Genomic DNA, 21,881 nt, shown 5'->3' on the forward strand with positions numbered 1-21,881 from the left:
ATATGAATCTAAGAGTTGTAATTTTGCTAATAAAGTAATACAATTTAAGGCTATAGTGCATAAGTACGAAATGTAATAGTACTTCTATTAATAATGCTTACATAACAACTTAGAATTAGATAATGATAAATTTTAAAATAAATTAGGAGCACTCCCGATGAACAAATTTTTAAAGTATTTTTTAATATTATTAACATTAGTTCTTGTCGTTGGTCCGATCCTATTTGCTACTCAATTATATAAAAGTTCAGAATCCGCTTTTGAAAAGTCTCAAGATAAAAATGACGCACAACGTCAATCAAATTTAAGAGATTCAAAAGTTAATCCTGAAAAACAACCTATTTCAATTTTATTCTTAGGAATAGATGATAATGAAGGTAGAGAAAAGAATGGACAAAGTATAGAACATTCCCGATCAGATGCAATGATATTATCCACATTCAATCAGAAAAAGCATCAAATTAGAATGCTTAGTATCCCACGAGATACAATTAGTTATATACCTAAAGTTGGTTATTACGATAAAATTACACATGCGCATGCCTATGGTGGCCCAATTGCTTCAATGGATTCAGTCGAAGCAACAATGAATGTACCAGTTGACTATTATGTTCGCGTTAATATGAAAGCTTTCGTTGAAGCAGTTGATGAATTAGGTGGCATTTATTACGATGTGCCTTATAACTTAAACGAACCAAATAGTGATGATACTGGAAGAATTAAAATTAAAAAAGGTTATCAAAAACTTAATGGTGATCAAGCTTTAGCAGTAGCCAGAACAAGACATCAAGATTCAGACTTAAAACGCGGACAAAGACAAATGGACTTAATTAAAATTCTTTTCCAAAAAGCACAAAGTTTAGATTCTATTGATAAATTAGATAATGTAGTAACGATTGTTGGTAAAAATGCTAAACACAACCTTACTAAAAAAGAAATTAAAGCTTTAGCAAAAATGTATTTATCTGGAGACACAGATATAAAAACTTCACAACTTGAAGGTAAAGATGACTACCTAGACGGCATTTATTATTACAATCCAAGCGTAAAAAGCATTATGAAATATTCAAATATCTTGCGCTCTGATTTAGGCTTATCTAAAATAACAGATAAAGATGAATTTTTAGATTACAGAGTTATCAAGCATTATGGTTCACTCGTGCCTCTAACAGAACTAGATGATAGTTTATTACGTAAGAATCAAAAAGATACTACAAGTGACGATAATGATAGTAACAATAACAACGATGAGAATACCAATAACAATGATAATGAACAGAATAACGTTCAAAATAATCAAACTACAGATAACCAAAATACTTACGAGAATAATAATCAAGACCAATATCAACAAAATGATTATCAAAACAATACTATGAATGATGGTAATAATATGAACGTACAATAAAAGGTTGAATAAGTATTCATATTTCAGTATTGGAACATTTAAGAGAGGAGCTAAAACAATGAGTCGTAAAACGTACGAAAAAGTCGCTCATATTAATGGCATGTTTAATATGTTAGAACAACAAATTATCCATAGTAAAGATATGGCGCTATTTCGAAATGAATTCTTCTATGTTAATCATGAACATAGAGAAAATTATGAGGCCCTTTTAATTTATTATAAGAATAGTATCGATAATCCAGTAGTAGACGGCGCATGTTATATTGTTGCCCTACCCGAAATTTTCGATAAAGTGGATGTGTTCGAATCTGAATTACCATTCACATGGGTTTATGATGAAAATGGTATTACAGAAACAATGAAAAGTATTAGCATACCATTACAATATTTAATAGCTGCTGCTCTTGAAGTTACAGATGTGAATCTCTTTAAACCATCAGGATTTACAATGGGGATGAATAACTGGAATATTGCACAATTACGTATATTTTGGCAATATTGTGCCATTGTTCGAAAGGAAGCTTTATAAAATAGCTTGATCCTTTCATTAATAAATAAAATAGTACTTAACCGCTAATAAGTTAGTTAGCTTTATTAGCGGTTTTTTTTATGCTTTTATCAAAAACGATGACGACTTCGATTTAAAGTGTGTACATTTTTATGTGTGAAAAATTCAATAAATTTTCATCTTGTTTTTGATTTATTTACTTAATTTCGGGAAGAACTAGAGATAATGGAGGTGTTTAAAATGTTTAAAAAAGTGCTTGATGATAATATGTTGAACGATTGTTATACAGTTAGAAAAAAAGTATTCGTTGAAGAACAAAATGTTCCCCTAGCCAATGAAATTGATGATAAAGAATCGATTTCTTACCATATTATTGGTTACAAAGTGAATGGAGAACCTTTTGCTACTGCAAGAATAAGACCAATTGATAACTATTCAGGGAAAATTGAACGTGTCGCGATTACAAAAGAAAACAGAGGTTTAGGTTATGGCATTCAATTAATGGAAGCCATTGAAGAAATTGCCAAAGATTTGAATTTTAAAGAATTGATGATGCATGCTCAAACACAAGCACAAGGCTTTTATACTCGTCTTGGATATAGCACTCACGGGGAAACCTTTATAGAAGAGAATATAGAGCACATTATTATGAAGAAAACTATGGAATGACCTTTCATCGAGAAAGCAACTTAATTAAAAATCAAAAATGTAATACTACGTATACATTTTAAGTCCCCTTTTTACTGAGGAACGCTGAAATCAGTGGTTTGGCCAAAAATTTTACAAAAAATCTTTATAAGCTACAGGTTAAAGTTATATTACAAATCTGTTAAAAGTAATACAGAAATTACAACTAATATTATAATTGACTCAAAATAACATATTAAGAGGAGTAAATAAATATGACGAAGAAATTCAATTACAAATTACCGTCGATGGTTGCATTAACGTTATTTGGAACTGCCTTTACTGCCCACCATGCACATGCTGCAGAAGAAACACAAGATCAAACTAAAAATTCAAATGTACTTGATGACCAAGCCACACTTAAGCAAGCCGAACAAGCTAAAAATGAAGTGACACAATCTGCACAAAATGTTTCAGGCACTCAAACTTATCAAGATCCAACAAAAGTTCAATCTAAACAAGATACTACTTCTAACAATTATGATGCATCATTAGATGAGTTAAACGATTCTTCTAGTAAAGCTTCTCAACAAGAACAATCGAATAATTCAAATCAACCTACAGATTCAAAGGAAACAAGTACACCATCAGTCAATACATATCAAGATTCAACTAAAGATATTAACAATAATGACATTTCTAAAGATGCTGTCACTTCAGAAGATAATGAAACTTCAAAAGTAGACAACACGAATAAAGAGATTTCAGAAACTGAACAACAAGAACCAACTGTTGAGAATGTTAATAAAGATGAAAACAGTAATAACAATATTCAAGCCTCTTCTAATCAAACTAATAACCTTAATAATCAAGAAAAACAAGAAGCTACATCTAATCAAGCATCTAACAATAAAACATCTCAACAGGCAACAACAGATTCAACTGAGAAATCTAATACTAAGGTAAGTCATACAAATAGTTCAGGTTATAATTTTGACGATGATGAAGATGACGTTGATACTACAAACGCTCAAAGTAAAAATACTAAAGCTGACCAACCTCAAGTTGCATCACTTTCAGCACAAAACAATGTAAATACTAAGTCAGAATCAAATCCTACTATTAAAAATAGTACTAACAGTACAAATACTAGCAAATCAGCAACTCAAAATACAAAAGTTTCTAACACTCAAGCTAATAACACGACAACTGAAAGTAATAACAAAGTTTCAACATTCAGTTCAGTTGCCAAACCTAGAATGATGTATGCAGTAAATAAGAAAACGACTTCTTCTTTACCTAAATACACACCTCAAGTGAAATCTTCAATCAATGATTATATTCGTAAGAAAAACTATAAAGCACCACAAATTGAAGAAAACTATACTTCTTATTTCCCTAAATATGGATATAGAAATGGTGTAGGTCGCCCAGAAGGTATCGTTGTACATGATACTGCAAATGATAATTCAACAATTGATGGCGAAATTAATTACATGAAGAATAATTACCAATCAGCCTTTGTTCATGCCTTTGTAGACGGTAACAGAATTGTAGAAACAGCTCCTACTGATTATCTATCTTGGGGTGCTGGGCCACAAGGTAACGAACGTTTCATTAATGTTGAGATTGTACACACTCACGATTATGATTCCTTTGCACGTTCTATGAACAACTATGCTGATTATGCTGCGACACAACTTCAATACTATGGTTTAAAACCTGATAGCGCAGAAAACGATGGTCAAGGTACAGTATGGACGCACTATGCAATTAGTAGATATCTAGGCGGAACTGACCATACAGACCCACATCAATACTTTAGAAGCCATAACTACTCTTATGCAGAGCTTTATGACTTAATTTATGAAAAATATTTAATCAAAACTGGTCAAGTGGCACCTTGGGGTACATCTTCTACAAGTCCATCTAAGCCATCTAAACCATCAGATAGTTCAAACAACAATAAATTAACTGTTTCTGCTAATAGTGGTGTTGCTCAAATTAAACCTAGCAATAGTGGCCTTTACACAACTGTTTATGACGAAAAAGGACATTCAACAGATCAAGCTCAAAAAACATTATCTGTTACTAAATCTGCAACACTTGGCAATAATAAATTCTATTTAGTCGAAGATTACAACACTGGTAAAAAGTATGGCTGGGTAAAACAAGGCGATGTTGTTTATAATACAGCTAAATCACCTGTTAAAGTTAACCAAACATATAATGTAAAAGCTGGTTCAACTTTATACACAGTACCTTGGGGTACGCCTAGTCAAGTAGCTTCAAAGGTTTCAGGTTCTGGAAATCAAACATTTAAAGCTACAAAACAACAACAAATTGATAAAGCCATTTATTTATACGGAACAGTGAACGGTAAATCTGGTTGGATTAGTAAATATTACTTAACAACACCTTCATCGTCTAATACGAAACCAAGTAAACCATCGACAGATAATAGTTCAAGTAATAATAAATTAACTGTTTCTGCTAACAGTGGTGTTGCTCAAATTAAAGCTAAAAATAATGGTGTTTACACAACTGTTTACGACAAAAAAGGTAAAACTACTGATCAAGTTCAACGTACATTATCAGTTACAAAATCAGCTACTTTAGGAAATGATAAATTCTACCTTGTAGAAGATTATAATACTGGTAAAAAATATGGTTGGGTAAAACAAGACGATGTTGTTTACAACACTGCTAAATCACCTGTCAAAGTTAATCAAAATTACAGTATTAAACCTGGTGTTAAATTATATACAGTGCCTTGGGGTACATATAACCAAGTTGCTAGCACTGTCTCAGGTTCTGGAAACCAAACATTTAAAGCTACAAAACAACAACAGATCGATAAAGCTACTTATTTATATGGTACAGTAAATGGTAAATCTGGTTGGGTTAGCAAATACTATCTAACTACTCCTACTCAATCTAAAGTAGCAGTATCTAAACCAAAGACTTCTACTAAAGCCGTAAGTACGAATAGTAAAGCTACAACAGCAGATAGAGCTGCTACAACGCAAACATCTGCTAAAGCGTCTAACACTAACTCGACTCAAACGATAAATAAAATCGCGCAAGTTAAAGCTAACAATTCAGGTATCAGAGCTTCTGTATTTGATAAAAAAGCTAAAAGTGGTGCTAAATATGGTAACCGTACTTACATCATTACGAAACAACGTACTGAAGGTAATAACACGTATGTCTTACTTCAAGATAGTACTCGAAACACACCATTAGGCTGGGTAAATGTTAAAGATGTAACAAGTCAAAATATTGGTAACCAATCTAAAGCTACTGGCCAATATAAAGTTAGCCAAACAAATAATGGATTATACTCTATTGCTTGGGGTACTAAAAATCAACAATTACTTCCATCAAATACAATTGTTAGTAAAACATTTAATGCTTCAAAATCACTTTATGTTGGAAAAGACTTGTATTTATATGGAACTGTTAACAATCGTACTGGATGGATTGCAGCAAAAGATCTTATCCAAAGTAATAAAGATGTACAAGCTCGTCCTTATAATTACACATTTGTAATCAGCAATAGTAATAGCTATTACTATGAAGATCTTGGTAAGAATGCACGTTACTCATTGAAACCTTATTACGACAAGACATTTGTAGTTTCTAAACAAAAAAATATCAATGGTGTAACTTGGTATTACGGAAAATTAACAAATGGTAAATATGTATGGATTAAATCAACAGATGTCGCTAAAGAATCTGTAAAATATGTTAATACTGGATATACTTTAACTCATGCTGCAGAGATACAAAATGACCTTTATGATACTCCACAAGTTCAAAAGGTTCCAGGCCAATGGACAAATGCTAATTATAATGAAATCAAAGACGCTATGGACCCTAACAAGTTAACTAAAGATTCAGGTGCTAGATATCAATTCTTACGCTTAGATCAGCCTCAATCTTTATCTGTAGCAGCGCTTAATGAATTATTAAAAGGACAAGGCGTATTAGAAGGACAAGGTGCAGCATTTAGTGAAGCAGCTAAAAAGTATGGCATCAATGAAATTTACTTAGTCGCACATGCTTTAGTCGAAACTGGAAATGGTACTTCACAATTAGCTAAAGGTGGAGACATTGTAAATGGTAAATTCACTGATAAAACAAAAACGAAATATCATAATGTCTTTGGTATAGGCGCTTATGACAGTAGCCCATTAATTGAAGGCATCAAATATGCCAAAAACGCTGGATGGGATTCAGTATCTAAGGCAATTATTGGTGGAGCTAAATTCATCGGTCAATCTTATATTAAAGCAGGACAAAATACGCTTTATAAAATGCGTTGGAACCCATCAAATCCAGGTACTCATCAATATGCTACAGATATTCACTGGGCAACTGTAAATGCTCAAACTATTAAAGGCTTTTACGATAAAATTGGTGAAGTTGGTAAATACTACGAAATTCCAAAATATAAATAATTATTAATGTTAAGCGGCTGGGACATAATTAATTGTCTCAGCTTCTTTAACATATTGGCAGTAGATGTCTGAATTAAAAGTGCGCTTATATCAAGCTTCTTTTAATCCTAGCCATCCTTGCCGGCGGGGCCCCAACACAGAGAATTTCTTTTTAAGAAATTCTACAAACAATGAAAGTTGGGTGAGGGACAACGAAAATAATTTCACTAAATTATATTCTGTCCCGCTCCCTTCATTATATATCAACGAGTTAACCGTCATAATTACTCTTATAAATTCCAAATTAAATCTCTCACATTAAACATAGAAGAGCATTAACAACGCAACTCTATACCAAAATCAACCTCCCCCTCCCATTCTTTTCTCCAATAAAAAAATAAGCAACTTTGATGAGTAATAAAGCATTACTTCAAAGTTACTTACCTTTTTAGTCAAATATTTAATTAGATGTATATTGCACCCTAAAACAAAAATTAAAATAAAGCGTGCATTAAATGTAAATATGTCTACTATTCAATTTATTTAATAGCTGATTTAGGCTTTCAATTTCCTCAGGCGATAAACACTGGCATCTTGCTTCAATCAATTCACATCTTGCAGTGTTAATTTGTTGAATAAGTGAGCGAGCCTCATCAGTTAAAATTAATTCCTTACATCGTAAATCTTCATGAGATTGTTGACTCGTAATATATCCCTTTAATACTAGTTTTTTAATCCATCGAGATACGATTGATTGTTCTCGGCTTATTTTCATCGTTAAATCATATTGTGATAAACGATCGTAATTATATAAAATACGTAATAATTCTAATTGCTCAGAAGTAATATCTGTGCGCTGTCCGAAACGTCTGTTTACTAAATTTAAATCATTATTTGTAAGTGTTATAAGTTTTTCAAGTTGTTTATACATGTTGTTCTACTCCACTATATTAAGTTGTTAATATTATATGCTTTATTTATAAAATATACAATACTATTATACACTTTGCACAAATTCGTTGCATAATTACCTACAAGTATACTAAATTAGAAGAAGTCTAAACAGAGAGAAAAAGGAGACGCTTTATGACAGCCATCAAGGATAGGGATTATTTTTTCGATAATGCCCGTGCAGTACTCATATTTTTAGTTGTCTTCGGTCATCTTTTACAACCTTATACTACCGAAGATAAATATTTATCAGCTCTATATTTGCTTATTTATAGTTTTCATATGCCGACATTTCTATTTATTTCAGGCTATTTTGCTAAAAATTTAGATAAGCCACATTACCTTGAAAAAATTGCGAAGAAATTACTTGTACCATATGTCATTTTTTTCGCATTCTTTTCGATATATTATTATTTAACGGGCAAAGAAGATGCAATTCAATTAGATCCATTTAACCCTGTCTTTGCATTATGGTTCTTACTTACACTATTCTTCTTCCACGTCGTACTAGTTATTGTTCGTAGATACAATCCTTATATCGTGTTATCTGTAGCAATACTGGTATCAGTGTTAGCAGGATTTTCAGGGAATATAGATAGTTATATGAGTATTTCAAGAACCATTGTATTCTTTCCTATTTTTTATATAGGTCATTTAGTCACTAAGGAACACACTATGAAACTACGTAATAAAAAGTGGGTACCCATATCAATCATTATTCTAGTAGCCTTCTTCATAGGTTATGTTATCCACCCTATCAACGGTGATTGGCTATTAGGTAGTTCTCCTTATACATCGTTAGAAAGTAACGGTGAAGACGTATATAGCCCATTCAAACGATTACTCTTATATATCATTATTCTAGTAACAATGGGTGCATTCCTTAATCTGACATCCCAGAAGAAGCGTTTCTATACCTATATTGGACGTCGAACAATGTTTGTCTACTTACTTCACGGCATTGTTATTGGTGTCTTAAGAGGTTTTGAAATATATCCATTCAAAGACAACGTTTCAATATTAACTTATTTATTCTTATTGATAAGTTCAGGCATTATTGTTCTCATTTTATCATCAAGATTTGTTTGCAAATGGACGAATCCTGTGATTAACCTACGCAGACCTTCAGAATTTAGAGATTAACAATTAAATATTAATGTATTTCATACCAGAATGTAGTGCTATAAATATGTTATGATAGTAATAATTTGAAAGAATTATGAGACTATTTTAACAATTCAAATACTACATTTTGGTATTTTTTTAGAGGTGTTTTCGGAAAATGAAGCTATCATTAAATACAAATTCAAAGTTTTTAAGAGCGCCAAGCATACGTCAATTTTCAAATCGAATTAAACACATCGATGATTGCGTAAACTTAACCATTGGCCAACCAGACTTCCCAATGCCAGACGTGGTTAAAGAGGCATATATCAATGCGATAAAAGAAGATAAAACAAGTTATTCACACAATAAAGGGCTACCAGAAACAAGACAAGCAATCAGCCACTACTTTAATCAAAAGTATGGATTTGCCTATAGCGAAGAGGAAATCATTGTCACAAATGGTGCCAGCGAAGCATTAGACACCTCTCTTCGAAGTATCATTGAACCAGGAGACGAAATTTTAATCCCAGGTCCCATTTATGCAGGCTATATTCCGCTTATTGAAACATTAGGTGGATCTCCTATTTATATGGATACAACGCAATCTGAGTTCAAAGTGACTTCAGAGCTTATTAAGAGCCATATAACGCATAAAACGAAAGCCATATTACTCAACTATCCTACTAACCCTACAGGCGTTATTCTGGAGCGCTCAGAGGTTAAAGCTATCGTAGAAACACTCGTCGATAAAGAACTATTTATTATTAGTGATGAAATTTATGCTGAAAATACATTCAAAGGCAATCATACGTCATTTGCAGAATTTGAAGAAATTCGAGACCAATTATTGCTTATTGGTGGTTTAAGTAAGTCACATTCTGCAACTGGTATTCGCATAGGCTTTTTAATAGGTCCAGAATACTTAATTGAAAAATTAACATTTATGCATGCCTACAATTGCATTTGTGCCAATGTTCCAGCTCAAATTGCCTGTATCGCTGCTTTAAATGAAGGATTAGAAGCACCTCAATATATGAATGAAGCCTACATTAAACGTCGCGATTACCTAAAAGATAAACTAGAATCACTCGGTTTTGATTTAACTGCTCAACCAGAAGGTGCATTCTACATCTTTCCAAGTATTAAAAAATTCACCGACAATGACTTTGATTTTTGTGTAGATGTTTTAGAGCAAGCACATGTTGCCATTGTTCCCGGCTCTTCATTCACAAACATAGGTAAAGGATATATTCGTATCTCATATGCCTATGAAATGGAAATGCTTAAAGAAGGCATGCGCCGTTTAGAAAAATATTTACAAGAGAATTATCCTGATAAAATGTCATAACATCTCGCTCTTCTTTTCATCTAAAAATCATCAATAAACAAAAAATCCACTCGATTGACATCATCTTATCAATCAAGTGGATTTATTTATATATTCACTAAACGCTTATGGGAATTTAGGGAATTGGTCGAAATCAGGATCACGTTTCTCTTTGAAAGCGTCACGACCCTCTTTCGCTTCATCAGTTGTATAGTAAAGTAATGTCGCGTCCCCAGCCATTTGTTGTAAGCCAGCTAAACCATCAGTATCTGCGTTCATCGCTGCTTTTAAGAAACGAAGTGCAGTTGGAGAATGTTTCATCATTTCTTTACACCATTGAACTGTTTCATCTTCAACTTTATCTAAAGGTACGACTGTGTTAACGAGTCCCATATCTAAAGCTTCTTGAGCATTGTATTGGCGACATAAGTACCAAATTTCTCTCGCTTTTTTATGACCCACGATACGAGCTAAATAACCTGAACCGTAACCTGCATCAAATGAACCTACTTTAGGTCCTGTTTGACCAAAGATTGCATTATCAGCAGCAATAGTTAAGTCACATACAACGTTTAATACGTTACCGCCACCAATCGCATAGCCTCTAACCATTGCGATAACTGGTTTAGGAATGACACGAATTAAGCGTTGTAAATCTAATACATTTAAACGAGGAATCTCATCTTCGCCTACATAACCACCATGTCCACGTTTCTTTTGATCTCCGCCTGAACAGAAAGCTTTGTCGCCTTCACCAGTTAAGATAATGACTGATATATTTTGATCATCACGTGCACGTGAGAATGCATCAATCATTTCAGCTACTGTTTTAGGTGTAAACGCATTACGTACTTCTGGACGATTAATCGTTACTTTTGCAATTCCTTCGAAAAATTCATATTTAATTTCATCATATTCTCTAAGTGTTTCCCACTGTCTAGTCATTTTGCTCCTCCTTTAAAAAACCTACTACCATTGTATCAAATTCCGTACTATCTTCCACATGAATTGTATGCCCAACATTCGAAATGTTTACCGTACGACTATGAGGTATCGCTTCAGCTAATTTTTGACCAATACGAACAAATTTTTCATCCTTTTCACCCGTTAAAATGAACGTGCGAACAGCTATCGATGAAATTTGAGGCCAAAGATTCGGCATATTGCCCGTACCATAATCACGTAGCGCTTTAGCCAACCTCACAGGGTTCTGGCTCATTCGATTCGCCCGTATGGCTTTCCGCACCTCAGCATCAAGCCCATACTGCGACCGGAAAAGCGGCAACTTCTCCCAATCATTCACAAATATCTCCAACCCAGCAATCTCAAGCACCTTCGCACGAGCCGCATCCACTTGAACACGTTCCACTTTATCCGCCTCATCTTGAATCCCCGCTGAAGTACTCTCTAAGAGCAACCCTCGTAGCGCTACACTGCCATATAAAGCATAGTATAGCGCTACGCGGCCGCCCATAGAATAGCCGAGTAGGTACACGTCATACGTGTCAAATTGCGACAGTACTTCATCAAGTGCATGCGCAATATACGGGAAATCCCAAGTATCTAGCATGTCTGAATTATCTTGACCATGTCCGGGTAAATCAATCGTTAATACATTCACATGTTGACTCAAATACGCCATATGACTATCGTACGTTGTTGAATCACTAATAAAACCATGTAACATAACAAGCAATTGCTTGCTATCATTTTCAGATTCAAAAAATTTAAAGTGTAACATTAACGATATCACTCAATTTCTTATATAAAATTTGATGTTGTTGCATATTATCTTCTCGACTAGTTAAAACCTCATAAATATGAGAATCCATAGAAGATAATTCAGCATATTTAAAGTCATTTAAGCTTTCAAAACGTTCGTAAGTAAAATCATAAAGTAACGCCGCATGTTCAAAATCTAAGCCAGTTGGCGTGCCAAATAAACGTTCGAAATAGTCACTGGCCGAATCTTTTTGAGGAAGATAAGAGAAGATACCTCCACCATCATTGTTCACTAAAACAATATTAATGTTGATGTCATTTAATTTCGCCATTAATAAGCCATTCATATCATGATAAAACGATAAATCACCGATTAATAACGTTACTTTTTTATGTGCTGCCATTCCAATAGCAGTAGATACGACGCCATCGATACCATTAGCGCCACGATTGGCATAAACTTCGGCTTCAGTTTCAAACATTAAATTATCAACGTCTCGGATTGGCATGCTGTTACCTACAAAAAGTGCGTCACCTTTAGATAATTTATGAATGACCTCTCCTACATAAACCGCTTCATCAGATGCATGATTGAGATAGTCTTTAATTTCAACTCGAGACTGCTGTTCTAGTGATTGCCATAGTTCCAACCAATCTTTACGTTGAACACTCTCTTCCTCCATCAATGATCTAAAGAAATCATTTGCCGAAATTTCATATGAAATATTAGGCGGCATTGGGAAAACATCAATTTTATCATTATTCTGCACTAAAATTTGGTACGCTTTCGTACGTTTTAACCATTGGTTTAATTTCTTAGAAATCACCGGTTTACCCACACGAATAACGAAATCCACATCTAAATCTAAACCTGCACGATAAAGTAAATCATATGTTGTTATCACATTGGGATGATTACTTTTACGTAATTGACTTAATGGGTCAGCTAAAATCGGCATATCATAAACTGTAGAGTACGTCAGAATTTGGTCGACTTCTTGATGTTGCATATCTCCTACAATGATAAGTCCTTTTTTCTTTTGCAGTATCGCACTAATCCCTTTTACCGCAATACTCTTTTGATAATGCGGTAATGTTTTAACTTGAGACTTCAGTAAATCTACACGATTCATATCAGGCGTTAATGGTTCTCTAAAAGGCATATTAAAATGAATCGGGCCTCGATGTGGGCCGTATAAATACTGGCTAGCAATTTGCATTTGATAGTGAATCGTATAAAGCATTTGCTCAGTGCCATCCGCGATAGGTAGATCAAATTGGAAATTAACATAATTACTAAACATATTAACTTGATTGATTGCCTGCGGTGCGCCCACACTACGTAATTCATGTGGTCTATCACTTGTTAACACAATCAGTGGCACTCGACTAATTTGACATTCAGCAATTGCAGGCGTGTAGTTCGCAGCTGCTGTACCTGACGTACATAATATCGCAACTGGCTTTCCGCTTCCTTTAATCAGCCCTAAAGCGAAGAATGCTGCGCTACGTTCATCAGGATGTATCCAGGTTTTAATTTTCGGATGTGCCTCAAATGCAAGCGCTAATGGTGTAGAACGAGATCCTGGACTAATAACAACTTCTCTTACGCCATACGCATATAATTCTGATGCAAACGTAAACACTTGTTGTGTCAAAGCATCGCTATGATTCGTCATAATTATCTACTCCTAATGCATTCATCATTGGTGAAAATTTGACTGCCGTTTCAGCAACTTCGCTATCAGGATCAGAATTCTTAACAATACCGCAACCTGCAAATAACGTTGCTTGATCACCCTTAATCAACATGGAACGAATCGCTACGATAAATTCACAATCATCGTACACGTCAATATAACCTACAGGAGATCCATAAAGGCCACGCGTACCGAATTCATTATTCTCAATAAATTCTAATGCTTCGGCTTTAGGATAACCACCCAACGCTGGTGTTGGATGTAAGCAATCGATTAAACCAATGTATGATTTGTCGTTTAAATGACCTTTTATTTCTGTATATAAATGATATAAATGATCATTCTTTAGAATATTTGGCGTTTCATTATAATCGATATCTTGCACAAAGGGTTTAATATCATTCAAAATACTTTCAACAACAAACTGATGTTCACCTAGGTTTTTCTTATCTTTTAAGAACGCCTTAATATTCTCTTCATCTTGTGCTTCATTATGAAAACGTTTAATTGTACCTGCTACAGCCTTTGTCGAAAGAATGCCATCTTCAACTTTAATTAATTGTTCAGGTGTTTGTGAAAAGAATATAGATTGATTAGATTCTAATAAGAAAATATAACTATTCTTCTCATTCTGGAGTGCTCGATTCAACACATAAGGAATATCAATTTCTTTATCAAACTTAATTAAACGTCTACGTGCAAGAACAATTTTTTTAGATTCATCAATCTTTTCAATGGATTCTTCAACGAGTTCACGCCAATCATCTTTATAAATATCTTCCATACGTGTGACGTTACCTCGTTCTGTTTCCGAAGAATCAACTTTCGTATGCTCGAAATACGAAACCAATTGTTTGAACGCTTCAATATCAAAATCTTGACGTTCAGTAGTATAAGTGATGAATGTACGTTCCCCTTCATTAGATATCAATACTTTAGGTAATACAAAGTGATTCAATCCATACTCTCGCCACTCATCATCAGACTTATGACTTGAAAATTGAAATCCGCCACATAATCTAAGATGGTGTCTACTTGTATCTGGATGAATTAATTCGATTTCATCTTTTAATTTTTCCCATTCCCTAAAGATAGACTGCTTATTTTCAAAGTTATTTTTAAACCTTTGAACAGCGTGATATCCAAAATATGAAGAATAATTGTCGTTCAATCGCATGTAAAAACGGTCTCCCGCTTCTTGTTCTGTTAAACGGAACAAAGCACTTGGTTCAATCGTTCTGTCTATTTCGACTTCTACAGAAACCCAGTCTTTGGTACTTGCGTATAACTTATCGACAATGTCTTCTTCTTTTACATTCACAGCCATTCTTATTTCACTTCTTTCTCCTTCGAATTTGACTCATTAATGTATTGTATCACTTTTATACGTAAGTGTTATCATTATTGCTTAAACTAAAAATGCAATTTTTCACGTCAATTGACCTTTAGCTATGATTCCTTTAAAATATTTATGATAAATATATAAAAATAAGAGGTTATGCATAATATGTCAGATCAATATCAACAATACTCAACCGTTAAGAAATACTGGCAGTTAATGAGACCTCATACCTTAACCGCAGCAGTTGTACCGGTTTTAGTTGGCACAGCCACTGCGAAAATTTATCTACTTGGTAGTGAAGACCATCTGAAATTTAGTTTATTCTTAGCCATGTTAATTGCATGTTTATTGATACAAGCAGCAACGAATATGTTTAATGAATACTATGATTTCAAAAAAGGTCTTGATGACCACAATTCTGTAGGTATCGGTGGCGCCATCGTGCGAAATGGTATGAGTCCGAAACTTGTCATGAACATAGCAATTGCATTTTACATTATCGCAGCACTGTTAGGTATCTTTTTAGCTATTCAAAGTTCATTCTGGATTATTCCAGTCGGAATCATTTGTATGGCTATCGGTTACCTTTATACTGGCGGACCAATGCCAATTTCATGGACTCCATTTGGTGAGCTATTCTCTGGCTTATTTATGGGTATGATTATCATTGTATTATCATTCTTCATCCAAACTGGAAACGTCCAAGGCTATGCGTTCTGGATTAGTATTCCAATCGTTATTACTATTGGCCTCATTAATATGGCTAATAATATCCGTGACCGTGTTAAAGACAAAGAAAGCGGCAGAAAAACTTTACCTATTTTATTAGGTAAACGCGCATCAATCATTTTTATGGCTGCAATGTATATTGTTGCTTATGTGTTCGTCATTTTCACAGCACTATTTAGAGCACCGGGTTCACTATTCTATTTATTAGTATTGTTATCATTCCCTATGCCAATTAAAGCTGTAAGACGATTCAATAAGAACGATACACCAGCTACAATGATGCCAGCAATGGCTGCCACAGGCAAAACCAACACATTCTTTGGACTTTTATATGCATTAGGTATATATATAAGTGCACTTTGTGGCGGTATCTAATTTCATATTTTCGATAACAAACTCGGCAATGAAATCATATTCAATTGTCGAGTTTTTAATTTAGTGTCATATGATGATACTTATGACCATATAAATCAATGTCCCCTACATCTTCGAAGCCTAACTTTTTATATAGCTTTAGCGCACCCTCATTATCATAATCACAATTCAAACTCCACTTTGCATTCGGATCACTATCAATCAAATGTTTAAATAACTGTGTTGCAATCCCCTGTCCACGATATTCCGGAAAAGTAGCTACCGCTTCAATATAAACTTCATCATCATAGGCTTCTTTTTGAGGTAAAGGAGTACCTAATTCACGAATATCATCTTCGAGTGGCAAATCTAACCACTGTTGTTCCAAATCTAACTCTTGTTTCCCAGGATAAGCAATGATACATCCCGCAACGCTGCCATCTTTCTCATATACCCAAATATGATCATAATACGTACGATATTTAACATTTACAATGCTTAATTCAATTGCTTCAATGACACGTTCTTGAGTCAAGGCCTTTGTTAAATCTAGTTCCATATCTTTCCATATGATATAACACAATTCAGCAATCTGTTTGTTATCACTTGGACGAGCCTTTCTAATCATCATACATTCCCCTTTATAAATTAGGTTGCAATGTCATTATATATAATTTATTTGATTAAATAAAATTATTGCTAAAACGACTGTTTTAACTTTGATGATGTATGAAATTTTCTAAAATTCTAAAATTTACTTTTAAGAGAATCAAAATTCGGGTAGTAGCTAGATAATAAAACTTTAATAAAGGGAGAATGATGATGGATATTTTAAGAAGAGTTTTTAGAATCTTAGTCACTGGCTATATTGTCAAAGTTATTAGAAACCTTATTTCAGGAAAATCAAGCCAAGACAACAAAAATGACAGTGACAATAAAGAAAAGTAGTGAGTGGAATAGAAATATCACTTAACAAAATGAATTGCGTAGTTCCACACCCTACTTGCATTGTTTGTAGAATTTCTTAAAAAAGAAATTCTCTATGTTGGGGGGACACAAGAGCAAGAATGAGTAACATTGAAAGGCGTTTGAGATAATAACTCTTTCAATTTAGAAAATACTCTACTTTGATAAAGAAATTAAAAATATTTCTTAAAGTTAAAGTGATGAGCGACAACACAAGCACTAGAATACTTTGTATTATAATAATCGAATAAAAGCTTTTATAATGGCGGCCATATAAAGTGTCGCCATTTTTTGCATGACATTAACTTCCAATCTATGAACCATTGTCTTACTAGACAGATTGTGATTTTTAGATTAACTATAGCGCAGTACACCAAAAATAGGATTTAACAATCACTAAATATGATTGCTAAATCCTATCTTTAAATGTAAACAAGTTTTAAATAATTTTAATTATCATTACTAATAAGTCTTATATTATTTTCCTGTTCTTCATCTATCTTTACATATTTAAACTCTTGATTTTTGTCAAATTCGTCTTTTTTTCGAACACATAATAATTTAAAATCTTTTCCATCTTTTTCTATTCCGTAAATATATAAAGATTTACTATTTTCTTTATATAACTTTATATTTTGAATGTCATGTCCAAAAATGTGACTAGAGAAGTCTGAAAGAATTAAATATTTTGTATTTCCTTCTTTTTTAATTTTATATTCACCTGTAAATTCTTCGCCAGCATTTGGTTTTCCTTGTGCTGAAACCACTTTGAATGTACCGTCATCTTTAAAAGTAAATATCGCATCTGTTTTTCCATCTACAATACCTTTAAACTCTCTGCCAGCAAGACCATCGCTACTTTTTCCACACCCTATTAATAATATAACCAAAGTACAAATACTGATCGGAATTAAAACTCTTTTAATTGATTTAAAATACCTCATGAAAACCACTCCAATTAAATAAATTTATTATATTATATCAAAAACACCAATTTGATAGTGAACACTTTCAACTTTTTTGAATATTATTCCTATTTTCTTATAAGGCTGCTCTTTATAGATTCTTAATTGAGAATAATCAAATGATTAGGACATTCAAATATTGAAATCACATGGAGTGCATATAGCCATTTATTAGAAGAATTAAAAGATAAGGAAGATGAAAGTTTAGACATTAAACTAACGTCGTTCTAAGGATTGGAGGAATAAGCCGACAACTAAGTCGACAACTTCAAGAAAAATTTCAAATATTGTCGGTCTCGTTGACATTTTAATTTAAAACAGACTTTTACAAATTTCTACCAAAATAAAAAAGAACGTTGATTTAACAACGTTCTAACGTAATTCAGTAAAACAAAAGTTTACTAATTTGTATTATTGTACGGAAACGGAGAGATAAAACTTGATTTTTAACAAATGCTAAAATGGCTTAACAACGCTATTTTTTGCGTTTTGTTTTGTAAGAAAAACTAAATAACTATAACTATTTTGACACGTATTTGACACGCGTGTTTTAGAAGATAAAGAAATGTAAGTTCTAAATAATAAAAGTTCTTCTCTATAAGTAGAAGTAATCTAGGTATTATAAAATAATTTAAACTATTTTATAAACTAACCTTTTTATACTTCATCTTTTAAGGTATTGTAGATGATAGGGGATGTTATTGGGAAATTTAAATTTCAGGAGGAAAACATGAAAAAGTCTACTAAAATGTTAATTGCTTTAATGTCAGGCGTTTTAATTGGAGAAGTTGGTCTTTATTCTGGAGGACAAGTTAAAGCTGCCAGTGAAATAGAAAATAATAAACAAGAATTTTCTACTCAATCAATGAGTTCTAATGAATCAGAAACCGATGTATACATCGAAAATAAAAAAGCTATGAAAAAAGCTATTGAAGAAATTCCAGAATCTGAATTTAAAAACCCAGAAGCCAAACAACAAGCTTTAAATAGCATTAATAAATCAGAAGAACGTGGCAAAGCTACAATGGGCGCTAAATATGCTGCTAAAGCTATAAAAGCTCTAATGAAGAAGATGGGACAAAAAGCTTGGGACAAAATGATTAGAAAAATTGAAAAAAGCACAGGTCGCCAACTTGTAATGTTTCATTATAATTCAATTACTAGTTTACTTAATTTTCTAGTTCATTCCCAAGATAAAGCCCAAACTGCTATAAGTAAATTTTTAAGAAAACAATTTGGTTTTAACAAATATGTAGCTAATGGGGTTGCTAAAGCTTTTGTTTTAATAGTTCTATAATAAATGAGGATGATTTTTATGAGTAATAAAGACAAAAAACATAATATGCCTAAATCACAGCAAATACTTCTAGCAATTGTAATAATACTAGCTGTTCTTAATTTTATTTTAGGTATGTTTGTATTACCCTTATCTTCTTTCACTTTAAGGGCACTTCAATTTATCAATGTTATAATTTTTGGTGTTTTTGTGTATAGACAAATTAGAAGAAAAGGATTTTAAATTTAGCCCCTCCTTAATGGGGCTTTTTTATTAATTGGTATCAGTTATCTAAGTTATTTTTAGATACAAAAACCACGCCTTTTATTGACGTGGTTAGTAAGATTATTATAATAAGAGTGGTTGTATTATTAAATAAAGTACACGTTTAATATTTTATCTTAAATATATAAACCACTTTATATAGGAGTATGAAACGGAAAATTAATGAGAAAAAGTTCTTAAAAGGCGGATATAATACCCGCCTATAACTGTTCAACATTTTTATATGACTCGACTGTATATTCAATAAAAATTCATCATCTAACATAACCTTGAAAATTACTATCCCCAAATTAGATCTTCTCCCAATACCAAGTATAAGCATTAATACTCGGTATTTTTACTATAACAATAATAAGTTTTATAGTCAAATATGTATAAAAATAGGGCAGTACTAGTGACTGCCCAAAAATGTTAAAGAAAAAGTATAAGCCTATACCTTCTGTGAAAGAAGGTAACTTTATTATACTATTTTATAATAGTTTTTCAAGCGTTTTCAAATCATTTCCACTTAATGCTACCCCAATATCTTTCTTTTTTAATTTTTTGTTGTTTATCAGTGATTTTACATATCGCACAATAAAAGTCTTTATTACTAGATCCAGGTTGAACATATTTAAATCGAACAAACCAATAACCATCTTTTTTGATAACTTGGTCGAATGGGACATAGTTACCGTCATAAAGCCATGAATTAGATTCTACTACTGTGCCGTTTAATCCTGGTGATTTTCTTACTTTGATTGTTCTGTCTGCTGTAAATGTTCCTTCCCAATTCCAAGTATTTTTAGACGTAGACGGTTTACTTGCTTTCGCATTGATCTGTCTGCCATTGATAGCCTCAGCGATTCTTTTAGTAAAACTATCTAAATGTGAAGTGATATAGTCCATATCTTTTTTAGATGTAATGAAACCTAATTCAATTAAACGATAATTTAAGCCCAACTGTCCTGTTACATTAGCATTGAGTAAATCATTTCTAGGTGTTACGCCTCTTATTTTACCTACTGTTTTACCTAATGTACTAGATAATGCTTTGTCAATATCGTCTGCAGGGAATTTATCACTTACAATAACATGCCCTCCACTTGCTTGTGGACTTGCAGCATCAAGATGAAACTCTACAATAACGTCTGGCTTAACATTCTTTTTGACCCAATACAAACCATAATCTGAGTAGTTACCTACACGTTGACCGTATAATGTATCTTGATATAAGTCTTGATTCATCGTTTTACCACCGTATAAAACAACAGTGTGCCCGACACTTTCAAGATATTTCTTAACTCTAGGAATAATATTCTTACGGTTAAAGTCACGTTCATTATATCCGTTCGCTACTGCACCAGGATCATTTGAGTATGCGCCTTTGCCGTGACCCGCAACAAGTAATATTTTCTTGCCTTTGCTAGTTTTAGCTTTTTTAACGGGTTTTGTTTTACTTTTAACTTTATTTTTAGTTGTTTCTTTAGCGTAGAATGGTCGAATGAACCACATAGGGAAATCATAGCCATGTGTACGACGTGTAGCAACTTCTGGAGGCGTCCAATAAGCACCGCCAAGCCAATTTTGTTCCAGTATACTTATAGAGTTTAAAGTTGCACTTAATACAACACCTACATGTCCGTATCCACTACCATAATTTCTGTTGAAAATAACAATGTCTCCAGGACGCGCTTGAAAACTTGCTGTATTTTTATATACTGTAGCCTCTCCAGTGAAGTCGTTCCATGTCGGAATATCTGCCGCGCCTACACCTTTTAATGTGTGATTAAATAAATAAAGCCAATATTGATTTGCTACGTCAAAAACACTGAAATCCAAAACTTCTATCCGGATTCCAGGCTTTCTCCTCCATTCCTTTTAAATATGCAATTGCTTGTTTATATGTTCTGACTGATGTCATTAAAAATCATCTCCATTCATTTGAGGTGCACCACCTGTGGAGTTTGTTCCTGCTTTAACTTCATGTATTTTTTCTTGCCCTTTTTTAGCTGCGTGAGAAAAATTATTGTTCTTCCACCAAGCTATCAGTGAAATAATTCCAGTAATAACTGTGCTTATTGTCATCTCATCAACCGGAATAGGTGAAATGTGGTTCATAGCTAAAATTTGGTTGACCCAAGCTAATATTAGTAAAGTTGTTCTTACGATCGTTCCGTTGTCTATTTTCAT

General features: G+C 33.1%; 18 protein-coding genes and 1 pseudogene. 10 read left to right on the forward strand and 9 right to left on the reverse strand.

Features of this window, described 5'->3' with window-relative positions:
* The first annotated feature begins 157 nt into the window (after positions 1 to 157).
* The 4 genes from CD155_RS04225 (at position 158) to CD155_RS04240 (ending at position 7,006) form a co-directional block, all read left to right on the forward strand.
* A complete protein-coding gene (locus CD155_RS04225; protein ID WP_103212611.1) occupies positions 158 to 1,408 on the forward strand; it encodes an LCP family protein in 1,251 nt (416 codons plus the stop codon).
* A gap of 58 nt (positions 1,409 to 1,466) precedes the next feature.
* Entirely contained in the window at positions 1,467 to 1,937 is a 471-nt protein-coding gene (locus CD155_RS04230; protein WP_070831927.1) for a DUF2538 family protein, read from the forward strand.
* 219 nt (positions 1,938 to 2,156) lie between these two features.
* On the forward strand, positions 2,157 to 2,585 hold the full coding sequence (locus CD155_RS04235; protein ID WP_172605840.1) for a GNAT family N-acetyltransferase: 429 nt from the start codon (positions 2,157 to 2,159) through the stop codon (positions 2,583 to 2,585).
* Positions 2,586 to 2,818: 233 nt separating this feature from the next.
* A complete protein-coding gene (locus CD155_RS04240; RefSeq protein ID WP_103212613.1) occupies positions 2,819 to 7,006 on the forward strand; it encodes a glucosaminidase domain-containing protein in 4,188 nt (1,395 codons plus the stop codon).
* A 490-nt stretch (positions 7,007 to 7,496) separates the two neighbouring features.
* Here the strand turns inward: CD155_RS04240 and CD155_RS04245 are convergent, their stop codons facing one another.
* Entirely contained in the window at positions 7,497 to 7,916 is a 420-nt protein-coding gene (locus tag CD155_RS04245; RefSeq protein WP_002442071.1) for a MarR family transcriptional regulator, read from the reverse strand.
* Positions 7,917 to 8,071: 155 nt separating this feature from the next.
* On the opposite strand from CD155_RS04245, the gene CD155_RS04250 reads away from it, so the two are divergent.
* Positions 8,072 to 9,079: an acyltransferase family protein gene (locus CD155_RS04250; RefSeq protein WP_103212614.1), complete on the forward strand. Its 1,008-nt coding sequence runs from the start codon at positions 8,072 to 8,074 to the stop codon at positions 9,077 to 9,079.
* Positions 9,080 to 9,218: 139 nt separating this feature from the next.
* Positions 9,219 to 10,391, forward strand: coding sequence for an aminotransferase class I/II-fold pyridoxal phosphate-dependent enzyme (locus CD155_RS04255; protein WP_103212615.1), 1,173 nt, complete (start codon positions 9,219 to 9,221; stop codon positions 10,389 to 10,391).
* Between the two features lie 105 nt (positions 10,392 to 10,496).
* On the opposite strand, the gene menB is transcribed toward CD155_RS04255, so the two are convergent.
* The 4 genes from menB to CD155_RS04275 are packed head-to-tail and all read right to left on the reverse strand — an operon-like array spanning position 10,497 to position 15,119.
* A complete protein-coding gene (gene menB / locus CD155_RS04260; protein ID WP_002442063.1) occupies positions 10,497 to 11,315 on the reverse strand; it encodes a 1,4-dihydroxy-2-naphthoyl-CoA synthase in 819 nt (272 codons plus the stop codon).
* Entirely contained in the window at positions 11,308 to 12,111 is an 804-nt protein-coding gene (gene menH, locus CD155_RS04265; RefSeq protein WP_103212616.1) for a 2-succinyl-6-hydroxy-2,4-cyclohexadiene-1-carboxylate synthase, read from the reverse strand. The genes menB and menH overlap by 8 nt, the downstream gene beginning before the upstream one ends.
* Entirely contained in the window at positions 12,098 to 13,771 is a 1,674-nt protein-coding gene (gene menD / locus CD155_RS04270) for a 2-succinyl-5-enolpyruvyl-6-hydroxy-3-cyclohexene-1-carboxylic-acid synthase (RefSeq protein ID WP_103212617.1), read from the reverse strand. Before menD ends, menH begins: the two co-directional genes overlap by 14 nt.
* The gene (locus CD155_RS04275; RefSeq protein WP_103212618.1) at positions 13,758 to 15,119 is read right to left on the reverse strand and encodes an isochorismate synthase; all 1,362 of its coding nucleotides are present in this window, start codon (positions 15,117 to 15,119) and stop codon (positions 13,758 to 13,760) included. The genes menD and CD155_RS04275 overlap by 14 nt, the downstream gene beginning before the upstream one ends.
* Before the next feature lie 180 nt (positions 15,120 to 15,299).
* Here CD155_RS04275 and CD155_RS04280 point away from each other — a divergent pair, with 180 nt between their 5' ends.
* Positions 15,300 to 16,238: a 1,4-dihydroxy-2-naphthoate polyprenyltransferase gene (locus tag CD155_RS04280; protein WP_037541296.1), complete on the forward strand. Its 939-nt coding sequence runs from the start codon at positions 15,300 to 15,302 to the stop codon at positions 16,236 to 16,238.
* Positions 16,239 to 16,293: 55 nt separating this feature from the next.
* Here CD155_RS04280 and CD155_RS04285 read toward each other — a convergent pair whose 3' ends face one another.
* Complete coding sequence (locus CD155_RS04285; RefSeq protein ID WP_172605871.1) at positions 16,294 to 16,845, reverse strand: GNAT family N-acetyltransferase; 552 nt, start codon at positions 16,843 to 16,845, stop codon at positions 16,294 to 16,296.
* Positions 16,846 to 17,039: 194 nt separating this feature from the next.
* Between CD155_RS04285 and CD155_RS13075 the strand changes: the two genes are divergently transcribed.
* Complete coding sequence (locus tag CD155_RS13075) at positions 17,040 to 17,165, forward strand: SAR1012 family small protein (RefSeq protein ID WP_002442051.1); 126 nt, start codon at positions 17,040 to 17,042, stop codon at positions 17,163 to 17,165.
* Between the two features lie 467 nt (positions 17,166 to 17,632).
* Here the strand turns inward: CD155_RS13075 and CD155_RS04290 are convergent, their stop codons facing one another.
* The gene (locus CD155_RS04290; protein ID WP_103212620.1) at positions 17,633 to 18,127 is read right to left on the reverse strand and encodes a hypothetical protein; all 495 of its coding nucleotides are present in this window, start codon (positions 18,125 to 18,127) and stop codon (positions 17,633 to 17,635) included.
* A gap of 751 nt (positions 18,128 to 18,878) precedes the next feature.
* On the opposite strand from CD155_RS04290, the gene CD155_RS04300 reads away from it, so the two are divergent.
* Together CD155_RS04300 and CD155_RS04305 are read left to right on the forward strand one after the other, a co-directional pair.
* A complete protein-coding gene (locus CD155_RS04300) occupies positions 18,879 to 19,445 on the forward strand; it encodes a hypothetical protein (RefSeq protein ID WP_103212621.1) in 567 nt (188 codons plus the stop codon).
* Positions 19,446 to 19,463: 18 nt separating this feature from the next.
* Complete coding sequence (locus CD155_RS04305; protein ID WP_172605841.1) at positions 19,464 to 19,667, forward strand: hypothetical protein; 204 nt, start codon at positions 19,464 to 19,466, stop codon at positions 19,665 to 19,667.
* A 540-nt stretch (positions 19,668 to 20,207) separates the two neighbouring features.
* Here CD155_RS04305 and CD155_RS04310 read toward each other — a convergent pair.
* Both CD155_RS04310 and CD155_RS04315 read right to left on the reverse strand, forming a co-directional pair.
* Positions 20,208 to 21,612 (reverse strand): annotated as a pseudogene (locus tag CD155_RS04310) (N-acetylmuramoyl-L-alanine amidase).
* Positions 21,612 to 21,875: a phage holin gene (locus tag CD155_RS04315; RefSeq protein ID WP_172605872.1), complete on the reverse strand. Its 264-nt coding sequence runs from the start codon at positions 21,873 to 21,875 to the stop codon at positions 21,612 to 21,614. Before CD155_RS04315 ends, CD155_RS04310 begins: the two are co-directional and overlap by 1 nt.
* Positions 21,876 to 21,881 lie beyond the last annotated feature (6 nt).

The organism is Staphylococcus caprae (genome assembly GCF_002902725.1).
GTDB classification, from domain to species: Bacteria; Bacillota; Bacilli; order Staphylococcales; family Staphylococcaceae; genus Staphylococcus; species Staphylococcus caprae.

Excerpts from the sequence above, each read along its gene's own strand:
- CD155_RS04230 (WP_070831927.1), top strand. The coding sequence starts at position 1,467 with ATGAGTCGTAAAACGTACGAAAAAGTCGCTCATATTAATGGCATGTTT.
- CD155_RS04280 (WP_037541296.1), top strand. The coding sequence starts at position 15,300 with ATGTCAGATCAATATCAACAATACTCAACCGTTAAGAAATACTGGCAG.
- CD155_RS04275 (WP_103212618.1), bottom strand. The coding sequence starts at position 15,119 with ATGGCTGTGAATGTAAAAGAAGAAGACATTGTCGATAAGTTATACGCA.
- CD155_RS04250 (WP_103212614.1), top strand. The coding sequence starts at position 8,072 with ATGACAGCCATCAAGGATAGGGATTATTTTTTCGATAATGCCCGTGCA.
- CD155_RS04245 (WP_002442071.1), bottom strand. The coding sequence starts at position 7,916 with ATGTATAAACAACTTGAAAAACTTATAACACTTACAAATAATGATTTA.
- CD155_RS04290 (WP_103212620.1), bottom strand. The coding sequence starts at position 18,127 with ATGAGGTATTTTAAATCAATTAAAAGAGTTTTAATTCCGATCAGTATT.
- menH (WP_103212616.1), bottom strand. The coding sequence starts at position 12,111 with ATGTTACACTTTAAATTTTTTGAATCTGAAAATGATAGCAAGCAATTG.
- menB (WP_002442063.1), bottom strand. The coding sequence starts at position 11,315 with ATGACTAGACAGTGGGAAACACTTAGAGAATATGATGAAATTAAATAT.
- CD155_RS04300 (WP_103212621.1), top strand. The coding sequence starts at position 18,879 with ATGAAAAAGTCTACTAAAATGTTAATTGCTTTAATGTCAGGCGTTTTA.
- CD155_RS04255 (WP_103212615.1), top strand. The coding sequence starts at position 9,219 with ATGAAGCTATCATTAAATACAAATTCAAAGTTTTTAAGAGCGCCAAGC.
- menD (WP_103212617.1), bottom strand. The coding sequence starts at position 13,771 with ATGACGAATCATAGCGATGCTTTGACACAACAAGTGTTTACGTTTGCA.
- CD155_RS04285 (WP_172605871.1), bottom strand. The coding sequence starts at position 16,845 with ATGATTAGAAAGGCTCGTCCAAGTGATAACAAACAGATTGCTGAATTG.
- CD155_RS04240 (WP_103212613.1), top strand. The coding sequence starts at position 2,819 with ATGACGAAGAAATTCAATTACAAATTACCGTCGATGGTTGCATTAACG.
- CD155_RS04235 (WP_172605840.1), top strand. The coding sequence starts at position 2,157 with ATGTTTAAAAAAGTGCTTGATGATAATATGTTGAACGATTGTTATACA.
- CD155_RS04225 (WP_103212611.1), top strand. The coding sequence starts at position 158 with ATGAACAAATTTTTAAAGTATTTTTTAATATTATTAACATTAGTTCTT.
- CD155_RS04305 (WP_172605841.1), top strand. The coding sequence starts at position 19,464 with ATGAGTAATAAAGACAAAAAACATAATATGCCTAAATCACAGCAAATA.
- CD155_RS13075 (WP_002442051.1), top strand. The coding sequence starts at position 17,040 with ATGGATATTTTAAGAAGAGTTTTTAGAATCTTAGTCACTGGCTATATT.